Source organism: Terrabacter ginsenosidimutans, from assembly GCF_039539425.1.
Taxonomy (GTDB): Bacteria; Actinomycetota; Actinomycetes; order Actinomycetales; family Dermatophilaceae; genus Terrabacter; species Terrabacter ginsenosidimutans.
The window spans coordinates 662718-689701 of sequence record NZ_BAABDC010000002.1 but is presented as its reverse complement, the minus strand read 5'-3'; the positions used below and the strand labels follow the sequence as shown (position 1 = coordinate 689701).

Below are 26984 nucleotides of genomic sequence, written 5' to 3'. Positions count from 1 at the left end.
GCCTTCTTCATCTTGGCCTCGACCGCGACCAGCTCGCTAAGCAGGGGGAGCTCCTCGGCCACGTTCCGGCGCCGGTCCTGCCCGCGATGTCGCGCGGGCGGACTGACGCGAGCATCCGCTTGGCCTGGCCAGGAGTGATGTCCTTCTTCGCTTGTCCCGGAAGCAGTTCCCCCAGCAGCGCCTGGAGCCGGTCGACGGTTTGGACTTGCCGCCCACTGAGCGATTCACGCCGGTCGACCAGCATCCGCAACGCCTCGAGCTCGCCGTCGGGGCGCAGCACCCGCAACCCTTGGGCGCGCACGGCCACCATCGCGTTCGAGTGCGCGTCATGGGCATCGGTCTTGTGGTTGTGGCCGGTGTCGAACAGCCGGACCCGGGCGGCGAGCTTCGCCGGGACGTCTACGACGTCTTCGCCGTCCTAGAGGAGCCGCTGCGCGAGCGCGCGAGCGAGACGCTCGACACCTACAGCCACCTTGGCCCGACGACGACGAGCGCACGAGGGCCGCGGTCGACGGAGTCCTCGGAAATTTTGCGGACTATATGCAGACCAACGGCGGTCCCGAAACACATCACCGCAGGTCAGAGGCCTAAAAGTGGATGAGTCGGCCGATACGCCGGGTTCTGTTCCGCGTCCCCGTTACCGGTGGCGCGGCGACGGCCATCCATCTGGGCCGGCCATTGCTGACCGGCTCTAGCGTCCTACCCGCGCGCTCGACCGGGCCGGTCTCCTCGACGCCCGAGGGCGTCGTGCACACGCTGTCTGGACTTGCTCCGGGTGGGGTTTACCGAGCCGCTCCAGTCACCTGGAGCGCTGGTGGTCTCTTACACCACCGTTTCACCCTTACCGGCTGCCGAAGCGGCCGGCGGTCTGTTTTCTGTGGCACTGTCCCGCGGGTCACCCCGGGTGGCTGTTGGCCACCACCCTGCCCTGTGGAGCCCGGACGTTCCTCGGCAGGACCAAGGCCCTGACGCGACCGTCTGGCCGACTCATCCGCGCACCAGCATAGGGGCCGTATGCCGTCCGCCGCCTCGGCGCCCCCGGCGCCTCCGGGGACGGCATCCTCCGCGTTGCCTCAGACGGTGCGGCGGAAGGCCAGCACGGCGACGTCGTCCTGACGGTCCGGGTCGGAGACCGCCTCGGACAGCTCGTCCAGCACGTCGTCGAGATCTGTCTCGTCGTCGACGGTGGTGAGCAGCTCCTCGGCGGCGACCTGCAGGCGTTTGAGCCCGAGGTCGATGGACTCGCCGCGACGCTCGACGAGGCCGTCGGTGTAGAGGAGCAGCACGTCGCCCGGCCCGAAGGGACTCCGCACGGCGGTCCGGGGCACCGCCCCGAGCCCGTGCACGGGCGAGCCGTCCTCGGTGATGAAACGCGTCTCTCCCCCTCGGACGAGCAGCGGCGGCGGGTGTCCGGCGACGACGAGCTCGACGACGTCCTCCTGCGGGTTGAAGAGGGCGTAGACGGCGGAGGCCATCTGCGTCGGAGGCTCGATGGCCATGAACCGGTCCATGGCTCGGGCCAGGGAGTCCGGTTCGGGGTCCTGGGTCGAGAGCACGCGGGCGGCGGAGCGCATGAGCGAGCCGGAGACCGCGGCGTCCACTCCCCTGCCCATGACGTCGCCGAGGACGGCGATGACCCTGCCGTCGTCGAGGCCGCTGACGTCGTAGTAGTCGCCGCCCACGTCGGTGCGTCCCGCCTGACGGTAGACGGTGCCGACCTGCCAGCCGGGCAGCTCGGGGAGGTCCTGCGGCAGGAGGGTCGACTGGAGCACCGACGCGACCCGTCGGGTCTGGGAGTAGAGGTCGGCGTTGTCGATGGCGAGGCCGGCTCGTCTGGCGAGGTCCTCCGCGAAGGCGACGTCCTCGGCGGTGTAGCGACGGCCGGACTCGGCCGAGACGAAGGTGAGGACCCCGAGCACCCGCTCCTTGGCGATGAGCGGGACCGACATGGCGCTCCGCAGCCCCAGCTCGCGCGCCACCCGAAGGTGCTCCTCGTCCTGCGCCGCCGCGACGAGCATCTCCTCGGTGACCGCCTCGACGAGCATGCTCTGACCGGTCCGGGCGACCTGGGCCGCGCCCCCCGGGCGGTCGGGGTCGGGTGGCCAGCGGGTCTCGAGCTCCCGGGCGAGCTGCACCTTGTTCGGGTCGACGTGGGCCACCGCGAGCGTGCGCAGGACGCCGTCGTCGACCATCTGCACGGAGCACCAGTCGGCGTGGGCCGGGACGGCCAGCGAGGCGACCTGCCGCAGGGTCTCGCGGTAGTCGAGCGAGGCCGCGAGAGCCTGTGAGGCATAGGCGAGGAACTCGAGCTGCGCAGCACGGTCAGCGCTCAGGGCCTCCGCCCGCAGGCGCAGCATCGTCTGGGCGCACATGTCGCTGAGGACGCCCAGCACCCACAGCAGCTCGGGGTCGACCGGACCGACACGTCCGTCGAAGCGGAAGCCCAGGGCCCCGATGGCCGAGCCGTCGGTCCTCGAGATGAGGGGCAGGGTCACGGACGAGCGCTCGGTGCCGTCGTCGAGGTCCGGGTACTTCTCCAGCAGGTTCGCGCGGCTGGCCACGGTGACGACCTTGCCGGTCCGGACGGCATCGGTGAGGGGTGACCGCTCCTCGATCCCGAGGTTGGCCCACTGCCGAGCCTCGGAGGCGCTGAGGCCGTGGGTGGCGATGGTGCGGAGACGGTCCGATCCCTCGCGGACGGCAAGCACGGCGCGCGATGCCCCCATCACCTTCGACGCCTCTTCGGTGATGGTCTCGGTGAGCTGCTCCACGGTCGTGGCCGCGGCGACCTCGGCTGCGATGCGTGCGAGGGCGGCCAACCGGGGCGGGACCGCGGACCGGCTCGCCTCGGGGCTCTGCCACGGCGCGTTCATGGGGTCATCTTTACAGCCGGGGCGTCATATCGCCCACGGATGGCGCATAAGTGGGAGCATGCAGGGGTGACAGGTCCATCGGTCGCCGCAGGGAGGGAGCTCGGCAGGGTCGAGTTCGGTCCGGATGACCTGCGCCACGTGCGAGAGGTGGTGCGCACGATCGCGGGCGAGCGCATCCCCGACCGGGCGGACAACGCGGTGCTCGCCGTGCACGAGGTGGCGGTCAACAGCATCGTCCACGGGGGTGGGCGCGGGGTCCTGCTCATCGACGAGACCTCCGACTCCATCGTCTTCACGGTGGAGGACGCGGACGGCACGGGCTCGGTGCCCCAGGTCCGCGCGACCGGCAGCGAGGCCACGTCCGGGCGCGGGCTCTGGATCGCCCAGCGGCTCAGCGACCAGCTGGTCATCGAGAGCCGCCCCACGCGTACGCGCGTGTGCGTGCATCTCACCCTCGCGTCCTGAGAATCTGGCCGAGGATCAGCCGAGAGCCGACGGCTGCGTGTCCGCGGACGCGTCTCCAGGCTCGCTGACGACGTCCATGACCTGGTCGAGGTGCATCAGCTGGACGAGGCGCAGGGTCACCTCGCCGCAGACCAGCTGCAACCGTGCCCGGCTCGCGTCGGCGCGGTGGTAGAGCCCGATGATCGCCCCCAGCCCCGAGGAGTCGAGGAAGGTGACCTCGCGGAGGTCGACGACGACCGTCCCGTCCGCGACGATCGGGAGCCGCTCGAACGCGGCGCGCACGTCGGGCACCGTGTACGTGTCGATCTCCCCCGACAGCCGTGCTGTGGTCACCGGACCGGCACTCGAGACCGAGACGCTCACGTGACCTCCTCAGGACGGACGGGTGGATGCCCCTCCATCACCGTAGGACCTGGGCGCAGTGCGCGGGGGCACTTCCGGGACGTCGACGCCGGATCTGGTGGTGGGGGTATGCCGCGTGCTCCGGAGCCGCTCGGCCGGCGGGCTCACCCGCGGGCTGGGTCGGCCCCCGGGCTCGGGCAGCGAGGTCGTCGCGACGTAGACGGAGTTCGAGGACGTGCCGCCGGTGAGGGGGTTCGCAAAGCTCACCTCGTGCGCGACGGCGTCGGCGAAGACATCGGTGAGAAGGGCGGTGAAGGCGTCCTCGGGAGGGTCGTCGGACCACAGCGCGAAGACACCGCCGGGGTGCAGCCGGGCGGCGAGACCAGCCAGGCCCTGACGCGTGTAGAGGTCGGCGTGGCTCGGGTGCAGCACGTGGTGGGGCGTGTGGTCGATGTCGAGCAGCACGGCGTGCAGCAGCGCCGGCGCGGAACCGAAACCCTTCCCACCGCGAGCCAGGGCGAAGAAGTCGCCCTCGAGCAGGGTGGTCCGCGGGTCGAGCGTCAGAGTGGCGGTGTCAGGGAGCAGCTGCCGCTCGTGCCACGAGATGACGGGACCCAGCGCCTCGACGACCGTGACGGATCCGACCCGCTCGTCCTCGAGGGCGGCGACGGCGGTGTAGCCGAGACCGAGGCCGCCGACGACGACGTCGAGATGCTCTCCGCCGACCGCCGCGAGCCCGAGCCGGGCCAGCTCGACCTCGGCAACGGTGAAGAGGCTCGACATGAGGAACTCCTCGCCGAGCTTCACCTCGTAGACGTCGACGAGGAGGGACGGCTCGAGCCGGCGCCGCAGGCTGATCTCCCCCAGCGGCGTCTGCTGCCAGTCGATCTCCTCGAAGCGCCGGCTCACGGGCGTCAGCCGAAGATCGGCGTGAGGGAACCGACGGGGAGGTCCTTCTCCACCGAGGCGAGGCGCCACTTGTCGACGAAGACCGCCAGGTGCAGCCCGTCCGCGCGCGTCAGGGTCTCGGCTCCGGGGCGGCTGTCGACGATCGGCATCGCGGCGGCCGTCACGGCCCGCGCGACCGAGTAGCCCAGCGGCTCCAGCCGGATCGCCGAGCCGAACTCGTGCTCCATCCGGTGCTGCGCGACGTCGAACTGCATGGGACCGACAGCGGCCAGCACCGGCGCCTGGGCGCCGCGACGGTCGGAGTGCAGGACCTGCACGACGCCCTCCTCGCCGAGCTGCTCGATCCCGCGACGGAACTGCTTCTGCTTGCCGGTGACGGCGGCGCGGGCGACGGCGAAGTGCTCGGGGGCGAAGAGCGGGATCCGCGGGAACGCCACCTTCTCGTCGGCGTAGAGCGTGTCACCGACGCGGAGGGCGTTGGCGTTGACGAGGCCGATGACGTCGCCGGGGAACGCCTCCTCGACGGTGGACCGGTCCCGGCCGAACACGCTCTGCGCGTACTTCGTCGTGAAGGGACGCCCGGTGTCGGCGTGCGTGACGACCATCCCACGGCTGAAGCGTCCCGAGCAGACCCGTACGAACGCGAGCCGGTCACGGTGGGCGCGGTCCATGCCCGCCTGGATCTTGAAGACGAAGCCGGAGAACGGCGCGGCCACGGCGCGGGGGGCGCCGGTCCGGTCCGGGCGAGCACCAGGAGCCGGCGCGAGCGCCACGAGCGTGTCAAGCAGCTGGCGCACGCCGAAGTTGAGCACCGCCGAGCCGAAGAGGACGGGCGAGGCCGCGCCCGAGAGGAAGAGCTCGTGGTCGTAGTCGTGACCGGAGGACCGCAGCAGGTCGAACTCCTCGACCGCGTCGGTCCACGTGGAGCCGAGCAGCTGCTCGGCCTCGTCGCTGCTCATACGCGTCGTGATGGCCTCGGTGGCGCCGCCGGGCGTCCGGGTGAACTGGACGAACTCGCCGGTGGCGCTGTCGAGCACCCCGTGGAAGTCACCCGCGACCCCGACCGGCCAGGTCAGGGGCATCGGGTGCAGGTCGATCCGCGTGGTCAGCTCGTCCATGATCGCGAGCGCGTCGAGGCCCGGGCGGTCCCACTTGTTGACGACGGTGATGACGGGCACGCCGCGGGCGCGGCACACCTCGAAGAGCTTGAAGGTCTGGGGCTCGATGCCCTTGGCCGCGTCGACGAGCATGACGGCGGCGTCGACCGCCGCGAGCACCCGGTAGGTGTCCTCGGAGAAGTCGGCGTGACCCGGTGTGTCGAGAAGGTTGACGACGGTGCCGTCGTAGGCGAACTGCAGCACGGCGGACGTGATCGAGATGCCTCGGTCCTTCTCCATCTCCATCCAGTCCGAGACGACGCCGCGGCGGTTGCCCTTGCCGTGAACGGCGCCGGCCTCGCCGATGGCTCGGGCGTGCAGGGCGAGCGCCTCGGTCAGGGTCGACTTGCCGGCGTCGGGGTGCGAGATGACGGCGAAGGTGCGGCGGCGCGCCGCCTCGTGGGCGACCGCTCCCTTGTGGTGGTCCGCACCGCCGGGGTCTCGGCGGTCCGCGATCTCGCGGTCGGGCAGTGCGATGGCGTCCATGGTCCTCCAGTGATCGCCCCCGAGTCTGTCACCGGTGGGGCCGAACCTCCGCATCGGCGCTCGCTGGTCGCCGGTGGACACGAGCCGGCGTGAGCCGAGTCACACCCCCGGCGCAGCGTCAACGATCGGAGGCTCCCGTTCGTCGTGCATGGGAGAAGACGACCGCAACAGACCCCTCAGGAACATGACGGAACAGCTGACCGACGACCTGCCCGACACGCGACCCTCCACGGCCCCGGAGCCGGAGCCCTCGGCACGACCCAGAGCGAAGCTGCTCGACCTCTCCCTGACCCAGCTGCTCGGCGGCTCCATGGCTGCTGCCACCGCGGCGGCCCTCGGCTCGCGCCTCGGCGTCGTCGGCACCATCGCCGGCGCTGCCGTGCTCAGTGTGGTCTCCGCCATCGCAGCCAGCATCTACACGAGCTCCATGGCCCGGGCGAAGGACGCCGTGGTGCTCGTGCGGTCCCGCCGCAGTGTCGACGGCATCGACGGCGTCGACACCATGGACACCGGCGCTGGCGCCGGCGCCGACGCCGACGCCGTGAAGGTGGAGCTCGTCCGCGAGAGCTGGTGGCGCCGTCCCGACCGCGCGACGACGCGACGGGTCCTCGCCACGACCGCGGCGGTCTTCGCCATCGCTGCAGCCTTCCTCACCGGGGTGCAGCTGACCACCGGCGCCCAGGTGACCGGGACGCAGCTCGGTGGTCGCACGTCGGCCGGGGCCGTCGTGGACTCCCCCGCCCAGCAGGCCCAGCAGGACCGTGGCGTCACCGGCTCGGCGGGATCCTCCGTGTCGACGGGTTCGGCGCCCAGCCCCTCGGCCACGACTCCGGCAGCGCAGCAGACGACGGGGGGCGACGCCTCGACGGCCCCGGAGTCGCCACGCGTGGCCACGCCGACCGCCACGGGGACGCCGACACCCGCGTCTCCCGTGACACCGGGAGACGCTGGCACGGCGACCCCACCCGCCGACGGCGGAACGGCGTCCAGCCCGACCCCGAGCGCTCCGTAGGAACACGGCATACGCCCCACGAAGCGCCGAGAGCCGGAGCGGCTCAGACGATGGTCAGCGTGATCGTGCCCGTCGACACCTCCGCCGCATCGACCCGCACCGTGACCGTGTCGCCGGCCCGGGCCCTGCCGGCCGCCTTGGCGACCACGGCGAGCTCGATGAGCTGGACGACGACGCCCTTCTCGTTCTCGTCGACGACGACCGCTTCGAGCGTGCCGCCGACGTGGGGGTGCAGCTCGGCCGCCTCGACGGCATCGGTGCACGCCCGCTCGACACCGTTGGTGCGGCGGTCGGACGTCGACATGATCTCGGGCAGCGTCGGCAGGGCCTCGCGCACCCAGGCGGGCACCTCCCGGCCGGCGGACAACGACTCGCACACGACGAGGCCGAAGCGATCGACGAGCCGCCTCAGCGGCGCCGTCACGTGGGCGTAGGGGTTGGCCACCGCAGAGTGCAGCGGCTGGTCGGGGGCAGCGCCGTCGAACGGCGTGTAGCCGGCACCGCGGAAGAGCGAGGTCGCCTCGTGGATGAGCGCGAGGTGGCGCGGGTCCGCCCGGTCGAGGGTTCGGAGGAACTCGCCGTAGGCGAGGCCCTCCGGCCAGGACACCCCGGCAGCGGCCGCCTGACGACGGAAGCGCGCCAGGTCGCGCGGGTCGGGCGGCGGCATCGTGCGCAGGATGCCCACCGCGCCCTTGAGCATGAGGTCCGCTGCGCCCATGCCGGTCAGCAGGGAGATCTGCGCGTTCCAGTCCTCGGCGGCCAGCATCGGGCGGAACGAGATGCGGAACTCCCCCTTCTCGTCCTCCTCCACCTCCTGCTCCGGCATCGGCAACGTGGCGCCGCCGCGCCTGCGCTCGAGCTCGACGCGCTTCTCGCCGACCTCTTTGAGCAGCTTCAGGCACTCCTCCGCCGTGCCGGCGTCGACCTCCTTCTGCACCTGTTCGTAGTCGTAGCGCCGGACGCTGCGCACCATGGCCCGGTGGACCTCGACCGCGGTGCCCTCACCGTCGGCGGCGAGCGTGATGTCCCAGACGAAGGCCGGCCGCACCTGGTCGGGCAACAGGCTCGCGGCGCCCTCGCTCAGCGCGGTGGGGTGGAGCTGGACGCGCTCGTCGGGGCAGTAGACCGTCTGGCCGCGTCGCCGGGCCTCGGCGTCGACCGCGCCCCCCGCACGGACGAAGGCCGGCACGTCGGCGATGGCATAGCGCACGCGGTAGCCGTCACCCTGCCGCTCGATCGACATGGCCTGGTCGAGGTCCATCGACGTCGGCGGGTCGATGGTGATGAACGGGATGTCCGTCTCGTCCCGCTCGGGCAGGCTCGCAGCGCCTGCGGCAGCAGCGGCCTCGGCGAGCACGGCAGGCGGGAACTCGTCCGCCACCTCGAACTCGCGGCGGACCGCCTCGAAACGGGCGGCGAGCTGCTGTGCCACGTCGCCGGGCTGCGTCGCCGGGCGGAAGACGATGTGTCGCTGGGCCATGGCGCCACCCTACGCATCGCGTCGCCGAGGGGGCGGCCGCCGCGACACGCGGACGGATGAGACATCACTGGGCCGTGTGCCTAGGCTGACCCCCGTGCTCATCCTGCTCCCGCCGTCCGAGGGGAAGACGACCCCCCGGCGGGGACGGTCGCTCGACCTCGGCGCCCTCTCCTTCCCGGAGCTGACGCCCCTGCGCGAGTCGGTCATCGAGACGGTCGCGAGGGTGAGCGGCGAGCCGGACGCCGCCGCGGTCCTCGAGGTCAACCCCAACCTCGTCGCCGAGATCGAGCGCAACACCCGCCTCCAGACCGCGCCCACGGCGACGGCGTCCCACGTCTACACCGGGGTGCTCTACCAGGCCCTCGACGTCGACTCTCTCGACGCGGCGTCGAAGCGCCGAGCCAACCGCTGGGTCGTCGTCGTGTCCGCGCTCTTCGGTGCGTTGCGCCTCGGAGACCGGGTGCCGGCCTACCGCGTCAACGTCTGCAGCACGCTCCCGGGGATCGGCTACCTGTCGCACGAGTGGCGAAGGGAGCTGTCCACTGCGCTCGATGCCGCCGTGAAGCCGCGCGAGCTCGTCGTCGACTGCCGGTCGAGCACGTATGCCGGCCTGTGGCGTCCCACGGGCGACCGCGCCGAGCGCTGGGTGCACGTCACCGTCCCCGGCGCCTCCCACATGGCCAAGCACACCCGCGGACTCGTGACGCGCGAGCTCGTGCAGGCCGAGGCCCCGCGCACTCCGCAGGCGCTCGCCGAGCGGCTGTCCGAACGCTTCCAGGTCGAGCTCACTCCGCCGCCCCGCGCAGGCCGGCCGTGGCTGCTGGCCACGACGCCGAGGGCCTGACGTGCTCTTCGACCTCACCCAGCTCGTCGAGCGCGTCGCACCGATCCTCGTCTTTCTCGTCGCGATCACCGTCGTGGCCGAGATCTGCGACCTGTCCGGGCTCTTCGACGTCCTGGCGCACCACGCCGCGCGGCTGGCACGAGGGCGGGTCATCGTGCTGTGGCTGCTCATCGTGGGGCTCGCGGTCGTGTGCACCGTGGTGCTCAGCCTCGACACGACTGCGGTGCTGCTGACGCCCGTGGCCATCGTCGTCGCCCGCCAGGTCGGCGCTCCTCCACTGCCGTTCGCGATGACGACCCTGTGGTTGGCCAACACGGCGTCGCTCCTGCTCCCGGTCTCGAACCTGACGAACCTGCTTGCGCTGCACCCGTTCTCGGCGCTCGGGGTCGGCACGCTCGGCTACATCAAGCTGATGGCTCTGCCTGCCCTCGCCGCCATCGTCGTCACGGTGGCCGTGCTCTGGCTGCTGCACCGGCGCGACCTGCGCAGCACCTACGAGACGCCTCCCCCGGCCGAGCCGCACGACCGCCTGCTCATGCAGATCACGGCAGGAGTCTGCATCGTCCTCGCCCCGGCGTTCGTCATCGGGATCCAGCCGGCGCTGGCCTCCCTCCCCGCGGCCGGCCTCCTCGTCGTGGCGACCTACTGGCGCGCCCCGGAGCTGCTGCGACGCATCAAGGTGCCGTGGCTCACCGTGATGGGGATCTGCGTGCTCTTCCTCGTCATCGACGCGGCGCTGCGGCTCGGGCTCGAGTCGTGGCTGCGCACCGTCGTCGGCAACGGCGGCGGGGTGGCGGACCTCCTCCGGGTCAGCGGCCTCGGCGTCCTCGCCTCGAACGGCATCAACAACCTGCCGGCCTACCTGGCGCTCGAGCCGGCCGTGACGGACTCACCGGCCAGGCTCGCCGCACTGCTCATCGGCGTCAACGCCGGCCCGATCGTCACGATGTGGGGCTCGGTCGCGACGCTCCTCTGGGCCTCGCGCTGCCGCTCGGCGGGGCTGACCGTCGACGCCGGCCGCATCGCACGGACCGGGGCCCTGTGCGCGGTCACGGTCGTGGCGGCGGCGACCCTGACCCTGGCCGCGACGACCTGACGGCGGCCGGGGACCCGACGCTCGGGTGCCCCGCGGCCGGAGGCGTGCCGAGGGCCGGGTCAGCCCAGGGCGCGGCGCAGGTCGTCGACGAGGTCGCGCACGTCCTCGAGCCCGACCGAGACCCGCAGCACGCCGTCGGTGATCCCGACCGCGGCCCGGGCCTCGGGCGCGAGACGCCGGTGCGTCGTCGTCGCAGGGTGGGTGATCAATGACTTCGAGTCGCCGAGGTTGTTGGAGATGTCGATGACCTGCAGGGCGTTCATGAGCGTGAACGCCTCGTCCTTGCCGCCGTCGAGCTCGAAGGTGACGACCGTGCCCGCGGCGCTCATCTGGCGCTTGGCGAGCTCGTGCTGCGGGTGCGACTCGAGGAAGGGGTGCACGACGCGCGTGACCTTCGGGTGCGACTCGAGGAACCGGGCCACCTCGACGGCGCTCTGGGCCATCCGCTCGACACGCAGCGACAACGTCTCGAGACCCTTGAGGAGCACCCACGCGTTGAACGGCGACATCGACGGGCCGGTGTGGCGCATGAGGTTCTGGACCGGTCCGTCGATGAACTCCTTCGGGCCCAGCACAGCGCCCCCGAGGGTGCGGCCCTGCCCGTCGATGTGCTTCGTCGCGGAGTAGACGACGATGTCGGCCCCGAGGTCGAGCGGCTTGGAGAAGATCGGCGTGCCGAAGACGTTGTCGACGACGACCTTGGCGCCGGCGTCGTGCGCCAGGTCCGCCACGGCCTCGATGTCGACGAGCTCCTGCATCGGGTTGCTCGGCGTCTCGAAGAAGACGGCCGTCGTCGGCTCGGCTAGCGCGTCGCGCCACTGGTCGAGGTCGGCGCCGTCGACGAAGACCGTCTCGACGCCCCAGCGGGGCAGGATCTCGTCGAGGATGACGAAGCACGAGCCGAAGAGTGCGCGTGAGGAGACGACGCGGTCCCCCTGCCCGAGCAGCGCCGCGAGAGCGACGAAGACGGCAGACATGCCGGAGCCGGTGGCGAAGCACGCCTCGGCGCCCTCGATCTGGCGCAGGCGCTCCTCGAACATCGTGACGGTGGGGTTGCCGTAGCGGGAGTAGACGAAGCGGTCGACGTCGCCCTTGAAGGCCGCCTCGGCGTCCTCCGCGGTGTCGTACACGAAGCCGGAGGTCAGGTAGATCGCCTCGGACGTCTCTTCGAACCCGCTGCGGGACAAGCCTGCCCGCACGGCGAGGGTGTCGGGGCGCCAGGTGTCGGTCGGGTCGGTCACGTCGGAGCCGCTCATCCCTGCACCCACGGCAGGCCCGCGACCTTCCACCCGGCGACCGAGCGGTGACGCTGGTCGTCGTGCGGACCCTCGAACCCGTCGAGCACGTTGTGCGAACGCGTCCACCCGTCCCGTGTCGCGGCCTCGGCGGCGGCGACGGAGCGCACACCGGAGCGGCAGAGGAAGAAGACCGGGGCGTCCTTGGGGACACCGGCAGCCTCGAGCTCGGCGGTGAAGCCGGCGTTGACGGCGCCGTCGGGGTAGCGCTGCCACTCGACGAGGACGACGTCCTTGCCGGTGGCGCTGAGGTCGGGCAGCCCGACGTAGGACCACTCCGCCCTCGTGCGCACGTCGACGAGCACCGCACCGGGCTCGTCGTGCAGGACCGACCAGGCCTGCTCGGGGGTCACGTCACCGGCATAGCTCATGGACCGAATATCGCACAGCGTCCGTCAGGCGAGATGAGCAGTCCGATTGGTGAAAGCCACCGACGCGGACCCGTCCTCCCAGACCTCGACGGCGGTCAGGCTGCCCGGTGCCGTTGCGAGCGCCCAGAAGCGCTCGGCCGGGGTGGCGAGCACGTCGCTGAGCACCGACAGCACCCCGCGGCGACTCGTCACCGCGACGACGGTGCCGCCTGCGGCGACGAGCGAGTGGTATGCCGTCTGCACCGTCGCGTCGGCGCCCTCACCGGGCGCCTGTCCGGACCAGTCGGACGACGTGGCAGCGTCCGTGTCGAGGGCCTCGGCGAGGTCGGTCGCGAGCCGGGCGGACACCGCGTCATCGGCGCCGACGACAGCGGCCGACGTGACGAGACGACGCACGGCTGCGACGATCCGCGGGGCGGCGTCGGCGTCGAGCGGCGCCTGCACGAGCAGCAGCCGCAGCGGGCGCCCGCTCCCTGGTGACGCTGCGTCCGCCGTCGTCACTGCGGGGGGAGCCGGAGCGGCGCCCTGGTCTGCGCCCGCACCGGACGCGTCCGGGGCGGTGAGGATCCGGTGCACGCTCCGGCCGTCCATCGCGTCGTTGCTCAGGGCGTCGGCGTCCTTGTTCTTCTCGCGAGGGATCCACTCGAAGTCGACGCTGCCGCCGGCGTCGGAGATCTCGGCACAGAGGTCGCGCGCCTCGAGGGCGAGGCGGCGCATGTCCTCGTGCTTGATCTTCCAGCGGCCCGACATCTGCTCGACGACGAGCTTGGAGTCCATCTTCACGCGCACGTCGGCGCCGGGGTCGAGGTCGAGCACGGCTCGCAGGCCCGCGAGCAGGCCGGAGTACTCGGCGACGTTGTTGCTCGCCTGGCCGAGGGGTTCGGCGAGCTCGACGAGGACGGAACCCGTCGAGGGGTCACGGACGAGTGCGCCGTAGCCCGCGACACCCGGGTTGCCCCTGGAGCCGCCGTCGGCCTCGATGACCAGGCGGCGACCCGAGCCCCGGGACGCCGGCTTCACCAACGGCTCACAGGCCGGACTCGCCCGTGCGGATCATGATGCGGCGGCACTCCTCGCAGCGCACCACCTCGTCCTCGGGGGCGTTGCGGATACGGGCGAGGTCGACGTTGCCGAGCTCGAGGCGGCAACCACCGCACCGACGGTGGCGCAGCTCCGCTGCGGCCATGCCGCCGCTGCTGGCCCGGATCTTCTCGTAGAGCGCGATGAGGTCCTCACCGACGCCGGCGACGATGTCGGCTCGCCCGGAGCCGACCTGCTCGGCCTCCGCATCGAGCTTCGCGACGGCGGCGTCCCGATCGGACTCGAGGGTCTCCAGGCGCGTGACGAGCTCGGCACGGCGGGCCTCGAGCTCGGTGACGCGGGCCGTCAGGGACTCGGAGCGCTCCATGACCTCGAGCTCGACGTCCTCGAGCTCGGCCTGGCGCCGCGCGAGCGACGTCAGCTCGTGCTGGAGCGCCTGGAGGTCCTTGGCGCTGCCCTGACCGGCATCGAGCCGCGACTGGTTGCGCGCCGCGCGGTCGCGCACGAGCTGGACGTCCTGGTCCGACTTCGTCAGCTCGCGCTGGACGTCACCGGCCGCCGTCCGGACGTTGACGATCTCCGTCTCGAGCGCGCCGAGCTCGTGGCGAGCCGCCTCGACCGCGGGGGTCTGGGGCAGCGTCGCCTTGGCGTGGGTGATCTGGTCGAGACGCGTGTCGATGGCCTGCAGGTCGAGCAGGCGCCACTGGCGGGACGGGTCGGCTTTCAGGGCACACCTCCGGTATCGGGAGCTGCGCGGTCGGCCCGCGCAGCGTTCGCACCGACGACGAACGTCCACGGCTCGGTGCGGATGGTTGAGACTCTGGTCTCGACCCTAGTGGCTCCGAGAGTCTCCCCCAGCGCCGACAGCAGCCGCTCGCGACCACTCTGCAGCCAGAGGGACTCGGTGGCCCAGTGGCCGGCGTCGACGAGGTACGGGCGACCCCCGCGTGCCTCCTCGCGCGCCTCGAGCACCGGGTGGTGGCGCAGGTCGGCGGTCACGTAGACGTCGGCGCCACAGGCGCGCACGTCGTCGAAGCGGTCGTCGCCCGAGCCGCCCATCACGGCAACGGTCCTCACGGCGCCGTCGGGGTCACCGCTGACGCGGATCCCTCCGGCGGTGTCGGGCAGAACCGCGGCCACGACGTCCGCGAACTCGGCCAGGCTCACGGGGGCTGCGAGCCGACCCACCCGCCCCACGGCATACGACCCCTCGCTCGACAGCGGGCGCTGGTCGTCGAGGCCCAGGGCGTCGGCGAGGACGGTCGAGACGCCGGGGTCGGCCACGTCGGCGTTCGTGTGCCCGACCCACAGCGCGACACCGGCGCGGACGAGCGCCGTGACCGAGGCTCCCTTGGCCGACGACGTGGCCACGGAGTGCACCCCGCGCAGCAGCAACGGGTGATGGGTCACGAGCAGGTCGGCGCCCCACTCGCGTGCCTCGTCGATGACGGCGAGGGTCGGGTCGAGCGCGAAGAGGACGCGGCGCACCGGCTGGTCGAGGTCACCCGTCACGAGGCCGACACGGTCCCATTCTGCTGCGCTCTCGAGGGGGTAGAGCGACTCGAGCGCCGCGACGACGTCGCGCAGCGACAGGTCGGGGCTGAGGTCGGGTGCGGGGTCGTCCACGTGGGCCCGGCCGGGCTCGAACCGACGACACCCGCGGTGTAAACGCGGTGCTCTACCAACTGAGCTACAGGCCCCTCACGCACCGCCGGCATCACCGGCAGGCGGCGGTCAGCCTACGGCATCACGCTGGCTCGCGCGGAGCGTCGCGAGCGCCTCGCGGTAGGCCTTGAAGTCGCGCCCCTGGCCGATGCCACGCACCTCGGACCAGGCGATGCGCCCGGACCGGTCGATCAGGAACGTCCCGCGCAGCGCGAAGCCGTCCTCGTCGTCGAGCACCCCGTAGCGTCGGGCCACCTCGCCGTGCGGCCAGAAGTCGGACAGCAGCGGGAAGAAGTGGCCCTCGGCGTCGGCCCACGCACGCAGGGTGTACATCGAGTCGCACGAGACCGCGAAGATCTGGATGTCCCCGTCCTGGAAGTCCTCGAGCCCGTCACGGATCTCGCGCAGCTCGCCACGGCAGATGCCCGAGAACGCGGCGGGATAGAAGACGACGACCGCGTTCTTGAGGTCGCGCACCGCCGACAGGCTGACGTCGACGCCGTACTGGTCCACGAGCGTGAAGTCCGGGGCCACGTCGCCGACCTTGAGCGGGGCGGACGTCCGGACCGGCGACTCGCTGGGGTACGCGTTCGTCATGCGGGCCAGTGTGACACCACCGCGCCACCCACCGCGCCCACCCTGGACAACCGCACCGCCGACGGGCGGCCCGGGGAGCAGGTCAGGGTGTGACGAAAGGGTCAGCGGCGGGGGCCCTTGGGCGGCATGAGGCGCGTCGCCGCCCACTCGGCGGCCACGTTGACCTGACCGCCGGTCGTCAGTCCCGCGGTCGAGGCGGCCTCCTCGACGACACTGGCATCGACGTGTCCGGCACGTCCGGCCTTGGGCGTCAGCAGCACGATGAAGCCCTGGTCGAAGAGCTTCGTCAACCCGTCGACCATGAGGTCGACGAGGTCGTCGTCGCCGTCGCGGTACCAGAGCAGCACCCCGTCCGCGCCGTCGTTGAAGTCCTCGTCCTCGAGCTCGGTCCCGATGACGTCCTCGAGCCCGAACCGCAGGTCGTCGTCGACGTCGTCGTCATAGCCGAACTCCTGGATGACCTGCCCCTTGGCAAATCCGAGCTTGCTGAAGGACGCCGCTGCCGCGGTCTCGCTCACTGTCACCGGTCCTCTCGATCGTCGTGCGCTGGGGGTGGGTCAGTCTTGTCGTACGCGTGACCCGGGTCGCGGCAAGGGTGCCACGACATCAGTGCATCGGCTCCGACGCTATCGCGCAAGGCGGGCTTCGTCCGGGACAACCGGCCACGCCGCGCCCGGCGGGGCCGAGGGAGCGAACGGCATACCACCACGGAGGTCACGCGACGGGTAGGACCACGCCCCAGCTGGCGGACCCAGTTGTGACGGGCGCCACCCTTGGGTAGAGGATGGTGGTGCAGCGCCGTGGCCGACCGGCCGCGGGCGCCGCCTCGCGACGAGAAAGGACCCACGACGTGGCATCCGAGGCCGGACCGATCCTCAACGGCATCCCCAGTCAGCTCCCGGACATCGACCCGGACGAGACGCAGGAGTGGATCGACTCGCTCGACGCCGTCCTCGACGAGAAGGGCCGGACGCGTGCGCGCTACATCATGCTCAAGCTCATCGAGCGTGCGCGGCAGCAGCAGGTCGGTGTCCCGTCCCTGACGGCGACCGACTACATCAACACGATCCCGCCGGAGCGCGAGCCGTGGTTCCCCGGCGACGAGGACGTCGAGCGGGAGATGCGCCGCTACATCCGCTGGAACGCCGCGATCATGGTGCACCGCGCCCAGCGCCCCGGCATCGGTGTCGGTGGCCACATCTCGACGTATGCCTCGGCCGCGACGCTCTACGAGGTGGGCATGAACCACTTCTTCCGCGGCAAGGACCACCCCGGCGGCGGCGACCAGATCTACTTCCAGGGCCACGCCTCCCCCGGCATGTACGCCCGCAGCTTCCTCGAGGGGCACCTGACCGAGGCGCAGCTCGACGGCTTCCGCCAGGAGAAGAGCCACCTCGTCGACGGCAAGGTCGAGGCCGTCCCGTCCTACCCGCACCCGCGGCTGCTCCCCAACTACTGGGAGTTCCCGACGGTGTCGATGGGCATCGGCCCGATGAACGCGATCTACCAGGCGCAGTTCAACAAGTACCTCCACAACCGCGGCATCAAGGACACGAGCCAGCAGGACGTCTGGGCCTTCCTCGGCGACGGCGAGATGGACGAGCCCGAGTCGCGCGGCCTGCTGCAGCTCGCGGCCAACGAGGAGCTCGACAACCTCAACTTCGTCATCAACTGCAACCTGCAGCGTCTCGACGGCCCGGTGCGCGGCAACGGCAAGATCATCCAGGAGCTCGAGGCGTTCTTCCGCGGCGCCGGCTGGAACGTCATCAAGGTCGTGTGGGGCCGTGGGTGGGACCCGCTGCTCGCCGCCGACCGCGACGGTGCGCTCGTGCACATCATGAACCAGACGAGCGACGGCGACTACCAGACCTTCCGCGCCAACGACGGCAAGTACGTCCGCGACCACTTCTTCGGTCGGGACCCGCGCACGGCCAAGATGGTCGAGGGCTGGAGCGACGAGCAGGTCTGGTGGGACCTCAAGCGCGGCGGTCACGACTACCGCAAGGTTTACGCGGCCTACAAGGCAGCGCGCGAGCACACCGGCCAGCCGACCGTCATCCTCGCCAAGACGATCAAGGGCTACGGCCTCGGCTCGCACTTCGCCGGCCGCAACGCCACGCACCAGATGAAGAAGATGACGCTGGACGACCTCAAGGCCTTCCGCGACAGCCTTCGCATCCCGATCACCGACGAGCAGCTCGAGGCCAACCCGTACCAGCCGCCCTACTACCACCCGGGCGCCGACAGCGAGGTCATCAAGTACTCGGTCGACCGTCGCCAGAAGCTCGGCGGCACGCTGCCGAGCCGCCGGGTCGACTTCGAGCCGGTCAAGCTCCCCGGCGACGAGGCCTACGCCCAGGTCAAGAAGGGCTCGGGCAAGCAGGAGGTCGCCACGACGATGGCGTTCGTCCGACTGCTCAAGGACCTGCTGCGCGACAAGGAGTTCGGCCCGCGCATCGTGCCGATCATCCCCGACGAGGCGCGCACGTTCGGCATGGACGCGTTCTTCCCGACGATCAAGATCTACAACCCCAACGGGCAGAACTACACGCCGGTCGACGCCGAGCTGATGCTCGCCTACCGCGAGAACGTGTCCGGTCAGATCCTGCACCTCGGCATCAACGAGGCAGGTTCGCTCGCGGCGTTCACGGCGGCCGGCACGTCCTACGCGACGCACGGCAAGCCGATGATCCCGATCTACGTCTTCTACTCGATGTTCGGCTTTCAGCGCACGGGCGACTCGATCTGGGCGGCCGCCGACCAGATGACGCGCGGCTTCCTCATCGGCGCCACGGCCGGTCGCACGACGCTGACCGGTGAGGGCCTGCAGCACGCCGACGGCCACAGCCCGCTCCTCGCGGCGACGAACCCGGCGGTCGTGCACTACGACCCGGCCTACGGCTACGAGATCGCGCACATCATGCAGGACGGCCTCAAGCGGATGTACGGCGAGGGCAGGACGCCCGAGGAGTCGAACGTCATCTACTACCTCACCGTCTACAACGAGCCGATCCAGCAGCCGAAGGAGCCGGACGACGTCGACGTCGAGGGCATCCTGCGCGGCATGCACCGGATCTCCGCGGCGAACACCGAAGGCTGGACGCACGAGGCTCCGCGCGCCCAGATCCTCGGCTCGGGCGTCGGTGTGCCGTGGGCGCTCGAGGCCCAGCAGCTGCTCGCCGACGACTGGGGCGTGGCCGCCGACGTGTGGTCGGTGACCTCGTGGAACGAGCTGCGTCGTGACGGCCTCGCCGCCGACGAGCAGGACTTCCTCAAGCCCGAGGGCCCGCCGATCAAGCCGTGGGTCACCCAGTGCCTCGAGGGCACCGAGGGTCCGGTCGTGGCCGTGTCCGACTACATGCGGGCCGTCCAGGACCAGATCCGCGAGTGGGTCCCCGGCCGCTACGCCTCGCTCGGAGCCGACGGCTTCGGCTTCTCCGACACCCGCCCGGCGGCGCGTCGCTTCTTCCACATCGACGGCCCCTCGGTCGCGGTGCGGACGCTGCAGCTGCTCGCCAAGGACGGCAAGGTCGACGCCGACGTCCCGCGTCGTGCGGCCGAGAAGTACCGGCTCGACGACGTCACCGCCGGCACGTCCGGCAACGCGGGCGGCGAGAGCTGACGCTCCCCCGCTGACGTATGCCGTGTGGCCCGGTCCCTGCCCAGGGGCCGGGCCACACGGCATACCCGGCGCCGGTCGCTCTCAGCGGCGTCGGTTGCTCTCGGCGGCGTCGGTTGCTCTCGGCGGCGCGGCAGGCCTCCGGCGTCGCTGAGCGCCGGCGTCTCCGGTGAGGGAGGCCCGGTCACGCGGCGAGGGCCAGGGCTGCAGCCACCCGGCGGGCGACCCGCAGCGGCTCGGCCAGGTCGGCCCAGACGAGCCGCACCACGACCCAGCCCGCCCGCCGGAGCGCGTCCTCGCGCTGCTTCTCCTCGAACAGCGCCCGTCGGTCCTCGTACTTCACGGCGCCGTCGAACTCGACGAGGACGCGCGTCCCGGCGATCCTGAAGTCCGCGCGATAGAGCCGGCCTTCGGCCACGAGCTCGACCTGCGGCTCCACCTCGTGCCCGAGAGCGGCAAGCAGAAACGCGGTGCGCGACTCCCCCGGCGACTCGTGCCGTGCGTCCACGACGGACCGCGCGGCCCTCACCGGACCGATCCCCGTGTGGGTCGAGAAGACCTCGACCGCGCGGTCGAGAGCGGCCCAGGTCGTGGTGCCGGCACGGAGGGCCGCGTCCGCGGGCACGACGAACGCCTCGGGGCCGGCGACGAGCCCGGCCTGGACGGCAGCCCACGCCGTGGGGACTAGCCGCGGCCGATGCGCCTCGAGGGTGTCCGGAACGGGGAGGCGCAGGTTGCCGACGCGACGGTGCACCGCCACCCCGGCCCGGGAGACCGGGACGCCGCCGCGCGTCGGGACCAAGGAGGTCAGGTGAACCGTGGTGAGATCGGCCGCGAAGGTGGGCAGACCTGCGACGACGAGGCACGAATGGTGGCTGAGGGCGGCGCGACCGCGCAGCGACCTGCCGAGGGCGATCGCGGTGAGTCTATGCAGCTCCTCCCTGACCGGCGGCTCCCCGTCGACGACGGCGTACCAGCCGGTCGCCAGTCGGAGGCAGCGTCCGTCGCGGACGACACGGGTCAACGCATTGCGGTCAAGGCCCAGGCGAGCGGCGTCGGCGGTCGAGAAGACCCCGTCACGCGCGATGAGGTGCAGATCCATGCGCTCGAGCGTCCATCGACCGCCGCATCGCCTGCGACCGTCCGCTTGCGAGGTGTGGACGACGCGGCTCGGTCTCAGGAGGGTGTGGACGGCTCACCAGCGCCGGAGTCCTCCGCCCCGGCTGAGCGCGACCGGCGCCGCTGAGCGGGAGCCGACCACCCGGCATACGCGATGTCCCGGAGGCACCGGGGGCGATTGGATAGGTATGCGCGGCTATGCATATACTTACATCCATGTCCAAGGTCCTGACCTCGCTCCCCGTCGGTGAACGTGTCGGCATCGCCTTCTCCGGCGGTCTCGACACCTCAGTTGCTGTTGCCTGGATGCGCGAGAAGGGCGCGGTGCCGTGCACGTACACGGCCGACCTCGGGCAGTACGACGAGCCCGACATCGACTCCGTCCCCGGTCGCGCCGGTCAGTACGGCGCCGAGATCAGCCGGCTCGTCGACTGCAGGAGCGCGCTCGTGGAGGAAGGCCTCTCGGCCATCGCGTGCGGCGCGTTCCACATCCGCAGCGGGGGCAAGACCTACTTCAACACCACTCCCCTGGGCCGCGTCGTCACGGGCACGCTGCTCGTGCGCGCCATGCAGGACGACGGCGTCTCCATCTGGGGCGACGGGTCGACCTTCAAGGGCAACGACATCGAGCGGTTCTACCGCTACGGCCTGATGGCCAACCCGAGCCTGCGCATCTACAAGCCGTGGCTCGACGCCGACTTCGTCACGGAGCTCGGAGGCCGGCACGAGATGTCCGAGTGGCTGACGGCCCGCGAGCTGCCGTACCGCGCCTCGGCCGAGAAGGCCTACTCCACCGACGCGAACATCTGGGGCGCGACCCACGAGGCCAAGACCCTCGAGTTCCTCGACGAGTCGATCGAGGTCGTCGAGCCGATCATGGGCGTCAAGTTCTGGGACCCGTCGGTCGCCATCGAGACCGAGGACGTCACGGTTCGCTGGGAGCGCGGCCGTCCCGTCGCCATCAACGGCCAGGAGTATGCCGACGCCGTCGCCCTCGTGGACGCGGCCAACGTCATCGGTGGACGCCACGGCCTCGGCATGAGCGACCAGATCGAGAACCGCATCATCGAGGCCAAGTCCCGCGGCATCTACGAGGCACCGGCCATGGCGCTGCTGCACATCACCTACGAGCGGCTGCTCAACGCGATCCACAACGAGGACACGATCGCCAACTACCACGCCGAGGGTCGCAAGCTGGGCCGCCTTCTCTACGAAGGCCGCTGGCTCGACCCGCAGTCGCTCATGGTCCGCGAGTCGCTGCAGCGCTGGGTCGCCTCGGCCGTCACCGGCGAGGTCACCCTCCGTCTGCGGCGCGGCGACGACTGGTCGATCGTCGGCACCTCCGGCCCTGCCTTCAGCTACCACCCCGAGAAGCTGTCGATGGAGCGCACCGAGGATGCCGCGTTCGGCCCTGTCGACCGCATCGGCCAACTGACGATGCGCAACCTCGACATCGCCGACTCGCGCGCCAAGCTCGAGCTGTATGCCGCCCAGGGCCTCCTCGATGCCGACGTGCACGAGCTCGTCGGCGAGCTGACCCCCGGTGGCGCGGCTGCGATCTCGGCCAACCCGTCGGCGGCCGACGTCGACGAGCAGGACGACGCGCTCGACCGTGCCGCCATGGAGTTCGGCACCGACTGACCTGCCAGATCTCGTGCGTCTCGAGGTGATCCCGGCGGCCACTGGCCGCCGGGATCACCCTTGTCCGGTCGCGGGAGCGCGGCGATCGGGTAGGGACCCTTCATGAGCGACAACGGAAAGATCACCGTCCAGCGCACCATCGACGCCCCGGCAGCCGAGATCTTCGACGTGCTCAGCAACCCGAAGCGGCACGTCCAGCTCGACGGGTCGGGCTTCGTCCGGTCCGACGAGAAGGCCGAACGCATCCAGAAGGTCGGCGACGTGTTCCGGATGAACATGGCCGGCGACCACATGGGTGGCGAGTACCAGACCGACAACACCGTCACCGGCTACTCGCACAACTCGCTGCTGGCGTGGAAGACCGCGCCGGCCGACACCCCGCCTCCGGGTTGGGAGTGGATGTGGGAGCTCTCGCCCGAGGGACCGCACGCCACGCTCGTGACCCTGACCTACGACTGGAGCCAGGTCACCGACAAGGCCATCCTCTCGAAGGTGAGCTTCCCGCTCGTCGGAAAGGGCCAGCTCGAGGACAGTCTTGGGAACCTGGCATCGGCCGTCTCCAGCTGACCACTCGATCCTCCCGGCGGTCCCGGTCCACGACCGGGGCCGCCTCCACCATGTCTCTGTGCGCCGTCCAGGCACCACAGCCGAGAGTGACGACGTCCCCAGCCAGTGCGGGGCGCCACCTCCCCGAACGCCTGTCGTGGGGTGCCCGCACGGCTAGCGTGGAGGTATGGCCCTGGAGGCCCGCGATGTGGCGTACTCGTACGGCGACCGGGTGGCGCTCGACGGCGTCGACGTCGAGGTCGCTCCCGGCGTACTCACCGGCCTGCTCGGACCGAACGGGGCCGGCAAGACCACGCTGATGCGGATCATGCTCGGCGTGCTGACCCCGGACCGCGGCGAGGTGCTCCTGCGTGGGGTGCCGGTCGACAGCGAGGCCAGGCAGCACTGGGGCTACATGCCGCAGGAGCGAGGCCTGTACCCCGGGATGCAGGTCGGTGACCAGGTCGTCTACTTCGGCCGGCTGCACGGGCTCACCCGCGCGGACGCCCACGCCCGGGCCCGGCAGCTGCTGAGCGAGCTCGGCCTGGAGGATCGCTGGGAACAGCGCACCGACAAGCTCTCGGGCGGTCTGCAGCAGCGGCTCCAGCTCGCCACCGCTCTCGTCCATCAGCCGGAGGTGATCGTGCTGGACGAGCCGTTCGCCGGCCTGGACCCGGTGGCCGTGGCCGAGCTGTCCGACAGCTTGCGTGAGCGCGCCCGTTCCGGGTGCACCGTGCTCTTCTCGAGCCACCAGCTGGACCTCGTGCAGAACCTCTGCGAGGACATCGTCATGGTCAACGCGGGCCGGATCGTCCTGCGCGGCCCCCTCGCGAGCCTGCGGGCCGCCTCGACCGGGGTCCAGCTGCGGCTCAACGTGCACGCACCCGACCGGCGATGGCTGGCCCACTTCCCCGGCGCCGCGGTCGTGAGCGAGGAGGCCGACGAGGTGCGGATCGCGATCCCCCGGGGCACCGACCCGCTCAGCGTGCTCGACGGCGCGCGCGCTGCAGGTCGCGTGGACGACTTCGGGCTCGACCTGCCCTCGCTCTCGCAGCTGTTCCTCGAGTCGGTGGGTCCTGCCAAGGCACCCGGCACACCCGACGCACCCGACGGATCAGCCAGGTCCGACGGATCCAGCAGGTCGGACACGACTGCCAGGGGGTCACGATGACCTGGTGGCACGGAATGTCGCTCGTCCTCGGCCGGGGCCTGCGCGAGCAGCTGCGCTCGAGGACCTTCAAGATCGTGACGGGCCTGATGCTGCTCCTGTCCATCGGGGCCGTGCTCGTGCCCCGGCTCATCGCCGGTGGACCCACGACCTACACGCTGGTGACGGTGGGTCCGGCCCCCGCCCAGCTCGCGACGTCGCTGGACGCAGCCGCGAAGGCCACGGACGCCCGGACGGCATACCTCCAGCGGGCGGACGACGCAGGGGTCCGGGCTGCGGTCCAGCGCGGTGAGGCGACGGTGGGCCTGGCCGGAGACCGCATGTACGTCGCCGAGCGCACGACCAGCGCTTTCCCCGGCATCGTCGCGCAGTCCCTCGTCCGGATCGAGACGCGCCGCATGCTCACCGACTTCGGCCTCACCACCGAGCAGGTGTCGCAGCTCGACTCGGTGCGCCCGCCCGAGCAGGGTTCGTCGCGCAGGTGGAGGATCCGGGGCGCGCCAACGTCGGCTTCGCGGTGGGCCTCGTGCTCTACCTGGCGCTGCTCTTCAGCGGCCAGATCATCTCGATGACGGTGGCGACGGAGAAGGCGAGCCGCATCTCGGAGGTCCTCCTGGCCGTCCTTCGACCCAGCCAGGTCCTCGTCGGCACCGTCCTCGCGGTGGCGACCGTCGCGACGATCCAGCTCCTCGTCCTGTCCGTGCCGCTGCTCGTCGGGGCCTCGGTGACAGGGTCGTCCTGGCTGCCCGCCATGGCCGCTCCCGACGTCGCCCTCGCGATCACGTGGTTCATCCTCGGCTTCGGGATGTTCGCCTTCCTCTACGCCGCCGGAGGAGCCCTCGTCGACAAGGTGACCGAGGCAGGGACGGCGGTCCTGCCGGTGACCGCACTCATCATCGCGGGCTACCTCCTGGGCGTCACCGTCGTCATCGGCAACCCGTCATCGCCCTGGAGCGTCGCCGTCTCGATCTTCCCCCTCACCGCCCCGCTGACCATGCCGATCCGCTGGGCGTCCGGCGACGTGCCCGTCTACCAGTTGCTTCTTGCGCTCGGCCTGACAGCCGTCACCGGGCTGGGCTGCATCTGGCTCGCCTCGACGGTCTACCGCCGGGCCCTCGTCATCACCGGCCACCGGGTCCGGCTGGGCGAGCTGTTCCGGCGGGGCGGGTGGTCCGGGCGACAAGGGGATCGATAGGGTCCACCGATGCGTGAGATGACCGACCGACGTCACCTGGGCCAGCAGTACGGCAGCACCGAGCGTCTCGAGACGCGCCGGGGCGTGTGGGGACCCGGACCCGAGGGCGTGTCGCCGGCCGACGTCCTCAGGACCCTCGTGGTGTCTTCCCGCCCCAGCCGGCTGATCGAGATCGGCTGCGGCACAGGGCATTTCGCTCGTTCGGTCCTCGAAGAGGCACCGGGCGTCGACTACGTGGCGACCGACCTCTCCCCCGCCATGGTCGAGGCCACTCGGGCGCTCGGGGTCACCGCGGAGGTGGCCGCCGCCGACGACCTGCCGTTCGCCGACAGCTCGTTCGACGGTGCCGTCGCGGCCTGGATGCTCTACCACGTGCCCGACCTCGACGGCACGCTGCGCGAGGTCCGCCGGGTCCTGCGCGACGGTGGCAGCCTGCACGTCGCGACCAACGGGAGTGAGCACCTGAGCGACCTGCTGCGCGAGGCCGGTGGCGAGCCCCTCGTCACCCAGTTCATGTCGGAGAACGCGGAGGAGGTGCTCGGGCGCCACTTCCAGCACGTCCGCCGACGGGACGTCGAGACCCGCGCCACCTTCGCCGGCCACGAGGCGGCGTGCGCCTACCTCGCGACCTTCGCGCCCGAGCTCGCCCGTTCCCTCCCGGCGTTCGACGGCCCGAGGACGTATGCCGGCCGGACCGCCCTGCTGACCGCCCACTGACCGCGTCCCCGCCCGACGCCCACCGCCACGGCCCATGCCCGCTTTGTGAACGGCATACAAAGCCGAGGGGTGGCGCGGCCTAGGCTGGCAGCGTGACCGGACCGCGGCAGCACCCGAGCGAGGTGACCTCACGCGCCGTCGAGCGCAGCGCCGGTGACCTGGCCACGCGGGCTTCCCAGCGGATGGAGGAGCACCTGCGGTGGTACCGCGAGCTCTCCGCCGAGGAGCGCTCCCAGGTCGGACTCGTCGCGCAGGCCGGCATCTCGCAGTTCATCGCCTGGTTCCACCAGGAGGAGAGCCATCCGCCGTCGGCCATCTCGATCTTCGCCAACGCGCCGCAGGAGCTGACCCGCTCGGTGAGCCTGCGCCAGACCCTCGACCTCGTGCGCACCGTCGTCGACGTCGTCGAGTCTCGCGTCGAGAACCTTGCCGGCCCCGGGGACGAGCAGCTGCTGCGCGAGTCGGTGCTGCGCTTCTCGCGCGAGATCGCCTTCGCCGCTGCCGAGGTCTACGCCGGCGCCGCCGAGGCCCGCGGCGCGTGGGACGCCCGCCTCGAGGCGCTCGTCGTCGACGCCGTGCTCCGAGGCGAGGCCGACGACTCGATGCAGTCGCGGGCCAGCGCCCTCGGGTGGGGCGACGTCGCCGACGTCACCTTCGTCGTCGGCAGCACGCCCGCCGTAGCCGGCGGCGCCGTCCCTGCGGTCGACGACCTGCGCCGGTCCGTCCGTCAGCACGGGGTCGAGGCGCTGGCGATCGTGCAGCGGTCGCGTCTCATCGCCATCCTCGGTGGGACCCGCGAGGCCACTCGCGTCGTCGAGGCCGTCGCCGACTGCTTCGGGCCGGGACCCGTCGTCGTCGGGCCCACCGTCCCCCATCTCTTCGCCGCGGGCCGCTCGGCCCGGGCCGCCCTGAGCGGGCTCGCGGCCGCCGCTGCCTGGCCGGACGCACCCCGGGTGCTCGAGTCCGACGTCGTCCTGCCGGAGCGGGCCCTCGCCGGCGACCCGCCGGCGCGGCGCATCCTCGTCGAGCGCATCTACCGCCCCCTCGCCGCCGCGAGCCACGCCCCGCTGCTGCAGACGGCGACGGCCTACCTCGATTCCGGTGGCTCCCTCGAGGCCAGCGCACGCGCACTCTTCGTGCATCCCAACACGGTCCGGTACCGGCTCGGGCGCATCTCCGACGTGACGGGCTACGACCTCACGTCGCCGCGCGAGGCATGGACGGTGCGCATCGCCCTCGCCCTCGGTCGCCTCGCCGAGACCCCCACCCTGTCGAGCGCGGCGCGCACCACAGGCCCAGCAGGCGTCTTGGAGGAAACCTCCAAAGTATCCCTTGCGACTTCGTGA

Annotated in this window: 27 protein-coding genes, 1 tRNA gene and 1 other RNA gene; 13 read left to right on the top strand and 16 right to left on the bottom strand. The window is 71.5% G+C overall.

All coding sequences use genetic code 11. The annotated features are described in order from the left end of the window. Window positions 1-7 precede the first annotated feature (7 nt). Window positions 8-367, bottom strand: coding sequence for an IS110 family transposase (locus ABD831_RS09220; RefSeq protein ID WP_344945393.1), 360 nt, complete (start codon window positions 365-367; stop codon window positions 8-10). Here ABD831_RS09220 and ABD831_RS09215 point away from each other — a divergent pair. Beyond that, window positions 329-601, top strand: coding sequence for a hypothetical protein (locus ABD831_RS09215; protein WP_344944748.1), 273 nt, complete (start codon window positions 329-331; stop codon window positions 599-601). The genes ABD831_RS09220 and ABD831_RS09215 overlap by 39 nt on opposite strands. Here ABD831_RS09215 and rnpB read toward each other — a convergent pair. Both rnpB and ABD831_RS09205 read right to left on the bottom strand, forming a co-directional pair. Next, window positions 595-990, bottom strand: an RNA gene (gene rnpB / locus ABD831_RS09210) — RNase P RNA component class A. The two genes, ABD831_RS09215 and rnpB, sit on opposite strands and share 7 nt — an antisense overlap. Window positions 991-1073: 83 nt before the next feature. Continuing rightward, a complete protein-coding gene (locus ABD831_RS09205) occupies window positions 1074-2873 on the bottom strand; it encodes a PP2C family protein-serine/threonine phosphatase (protein WP_344944745.1) in 1800 nt (599 codons plus the stop codon). Window positions 2874-2939: 66 nt separating this feature from the next. Between ABD831_RS09205 and ABD831_RS09200 the strand changes: the two genes are divergently transcribed. After that, window positions 2940-3338, top strand: coding sequence for an ATP-binding protein (locus ABD831_RS09200; protein WP_344944742.1), 399 nt, complete (start codon window positions 2940-2942; stop codon window positions 3336-3338). Window positions 3339-3353: 15 nt separating this feature from the next. On the opposite strand, the gene ABD831_RS09195 is transcribed toward ABD831_RS09200, so the two are convergent. From ABD831_RS09195 to ABD831_RS09185, 3 genes are read right to left on the bottom strand one after another with little or no spacing between them, the layout of a single operon-like run. After that, complete coding sequence (locus tag ABD831_RS09195) at window positions 3354-3701, bottom strand: STAS domain-containing protein (protein WP_142177583.1); 348 nt, start codon at window positions 3699-3701, stop codon at window positions 3354-3356. 9 nt (window positions 3702-3710) lie between these two features. Next, on the bottom strand, window positions 3711-4589 hold the full coding sequence (locus ABD831_RS09190; RefSeq protein WP_344944739.1) for a polyamine aminopropyltransferase: 879 nt from the start codon (window positions 4587-4589) through the stop codon (window positions 3711-3713). 5 nt (window positions 4590-4594) lie between these two features. Beyond that, window positions 4595-6232: a peptide chain release factor 3 gene (locus ABD831_RS09185; RefSeq protein ID WP_344944736.1), complete on the bottom strand. Its 1638-nt coding sequence runs from the start codon at window positions 6230-6232 to the stop codon at window positions 4595-4597. 184 nt (window positions 6233-6416) lie between these two features. On the opposite strand from ABD831_RS09185, the gene ABD831_RS09180 reads away from it, so the two are divergent. After that, window positions 6417-7244: a RodZ family helix-turn-helix domain-containing protein gene (locus tag ABD831_RS09180; protein ID WP_344944733.1), complete on the top strand. Its 828-nt coding sequence runs from the start codon at window positions 6417-6419 to the stop codon at window positions 7242-7244. A gap of 43 nt (window positions 7245-7287) precedes the next feature. Here ABD831_RS09180 and ABD831_RS09175 read toward each other — a convergent pair whose 3' ends face one another. Beyond that, a complete protein-coding gene (locus tag ABD831_RS09175; protein ID WP_344944730.1) occupies window positions 7288-8724 on the bottom strand; it encodes an RNB domain-containing ribonuclease in 1437 nt (478 codons plus the stop codon). Between the two features lie 94 nt (window positions 8725-8818). Between ABD831_RS09175 and ABD831_RS09170 the strand changes: the two genes are divergently transcribed. Together ABD831_RS09170 and ABD831_RS09165 are read left to right on the top strand one after the other, a co-directional pair. Further along, window positions 8819-9568 carry a YaaA family protein gene (locus ABD831_RS09170; RefSeq protein ID WP_344944727.1) on the top strand — a complete coding sequence of 250 codons (750 nt, stop codon included), beginning with the start codon at window positions 8819-8821 and terminating at the stop codon, window positions 9566-9568. Window position 9569: 1 nt separating this feature from the next. After that, entirely contained in the window at window positions 9570-10664 is a 1095-nt protein-coding gene (locus tag ABD831_RS09165) for an ArsB/NhaD family transporter (RefSeq protein ID WP_344944723.1), read from the top strand. A 59-nt stretch (window positions 10665-10723) separates the two neighbouring features. On the opposite strand, the gene ABD831_RS09160 is transcribed toward ABD831_RS09165, so the two are convergent. From ABD831_RS09160 to ABD831_RS09125, 8 genes are all read right to left on the bottom strand, one after another. Beyond that, complete coding sequence (locus tag ABD831_RS09160) at window positions 10724-11920, bottom strand: O-succinylhomoserine sulfhydrylase (protein WP_344944720.1); 1197 nt, start codon at window positions 11918-11920, stop codon at window positions 10724-10726. Then, complete coding sequence (locus ABD831_RS09155; RefSeq protein WP_142177576.1) at window positions 11917-12330, bottom strand: rhodanese-like domain-containing protein; 414 nt, start codon at window positions 12328-12330, stop codon at window positions 11917-11919. The genes ABD831_RS09160 and ABD831_RS09155 overlap by 4 nt, the downstream gene beginning before the upstream one ends. Window positions 12331-12354: 24 nt before the next feature. Beyond that, window positions 12355-13350 carry a reverse transcriptase-like protein gene (locus ABD831_RS09150; protein ID WP_344944715.1) on the bottom strand — a complete coding sequence of 332 codons (996 nt, stop codon included), beginning with the start codon at window positions 13348-13350 and terminating at the stop codon, window positions 12355-12357. 7 nt (window positions 13351-13357) lie between these two features. Continuing rightward, window positions 13358-14167 carry a zinc ribbon domain-containing protein gene (locus ABD831_RS09145; protein WP_344944712.1) on the bottom strand — a complete coding sequence of 270 codons (810 nt, stop codon included), beginning with the start codon at window positions 14165-14167 and terminating at the stop codon, window positions 13358-13360. Next, the gene (locus ABD831_RS09140) at window positions 14095-14997 is read right to left on the bottom strand and encodes a Nif3-like dinuclear metal center hexameric protein (protein WP_344944709.1); all 903 of its coding nucleotides are present in this window, start codon (window positions 14995-14997) and stop codon (window positions 14095-14097) included. The genes ABD831_RS09145 and ABD831_RS09140 overlap by 73 nt, the downstream gene beginning before the upstream one ends. Before the next feature lies 1 nt (window position 14998). Next, window positions 14999-15071 (bottom strand) — tRNA-Val (locus ABD831_RS09135). A 34-nt stretch (window positions 15072-15105) separates the two neighbouring features. Beyond that, entirely contained in the window at window positions 15106-15633 is a 528-nt protein-coding gene (locus ABD831_RS09130; RefSeq protein WP_142177572.1) for a redoxin domain-containing protein, read from the bottom strand. A 101-nt stretch (window positions 15634-15734) separates the two neighbouring features. Then, entirely contained in the window at window positions 15735-16151 is a 417-nt protein-coding gene (locus tag ABD831_RS09125) for a DUF3052 domain-containing protein (RefSeq protein WP_344944705.1), read from the bottom strand. A 332-nt stretch (window positions 16152-16483) separates the two neighbouring features. Between ABD831_RS09125 and aceE the strand changes: the two genes are divergently transcribed. Further along, window positions 16484-19255, top strand: coding sequence for a pyruvate dehydrogenase (acetyl-transferring), homodimeric type (gene aceE / locus ABD831_RS09120; protein ID WP_344944702.1), 2772 nt, complete (start codon window positions 16484-16486; stop codon window positions 19253-19255). A gap of 181 nt (window positions 19256-19436) precedes the next feature. Here the strand turns inward: aceE and ABD831_RS09115 are convergent, their stop codons facing one another. Next, window positions 19437-20354 carry a type IV toxin-antitoxin system AbiEi family antitoxin domain-containing protein gene (locus tag ABD831_RS09115; protein ID WP_344944699.1) on the bottom strand — a complete coding sequence of 306 codons (918 nt, stop codon included), beginning with the start codon at window positions 20352-20354 and terminating at the stop codon, window positions 19437-19439. A gap of 233 nt (window positions 20355-20587) precedes the next feature. Between ABD831_RS09115 and argG the strand changes: the two genes are divergently transcribed. From argG to ABD831_RS09080, 7 genes are all read left to right on the top strand, one after another. Further along, window positions 20588-22012: an argininosuccinate synthase gene (gene argG / locus ABD831_RS09110; protein WP_344944696.1), complete on the top strand. Its 1425-nt coding sequence runs from the start codon at window positions 20588-20590 to the stop codon at window positions 22010-22012. Between the two features lie 102 nt (window positions 22013-22114). Continuing rightward, complete coding sequence (locus ABD831_RS09105; RefSeq protein WP_344944693.1) at window positions 22115-22579, top strand: SRPBCC family protein; 465 nt, start codon at window positions 22115-22117, stop codon at window positions 22577-22579. A gap of 166 nt (window positions 22580-22745) precedes the next feature. Next, the gene (locus ABD831_RS09100; protein ID WP_344944690.1) at window positions 22746-23729 is read left to right on the top strand and encodes an ABC transporter ATP-binding protein; all 984 of its coding nucleotides are present in this window, start codon (window positions 22746-22748) and stop codon (window positions 23727-23729) included. Next, a complete protein-coding gene (locus ABD831_RS09095; RefSeq protein ID WP_344944687.1) occupies window positions 23726-24298 on the top strand; it encodes an ABC transporter permease family protein in 573 nt (190 codons plus the stop codon). The genes ABD831_RS09100 and ABD831_RS09095 overlap by 4 nt, the downstream gene beginning before the upstream one ends. Continuing rightward, window positions 24208-24921: an ABC transporter permease gene (locus tag ABD831_RS09090; protein ID WP_344944684.1), complete on the top strand. Its 714-nt coding sequence runs from the start codon at window positions 24208-24210 to the stop codon at window positions 24919-24921. Before ABD831_RS09095 ends, ABD831_RS09090 begins: the two co-directional genes overlap by 91 nt. 9 nt (window positions 24922-24930) lie before the next feature. After that, window positions 24931-25638 (top strand): class I SAM-dependent methyltransferase, encoded by a 708-nt coding sequence (locus ABD831_RS09085; protein ID WP_344944681.1) that lies wholly within the window; start codon window positions 24931-24933, stop codon window positions 25636-25638. A 92-nt stretch (window positions 25639-25730) separates the two neighbouring features. Next, window positions 25731-26984 carry a PucR family transcriptional regulator gene (locus tag ABD831_RS09080; protein WP_344944678.1) on the top strand — a complete coding sequence of 418 codons (1254 nt, stop codon included), beginning with the start codon at window positions 25731-25733 and terminating at the stop codon, window positions 26982-26984.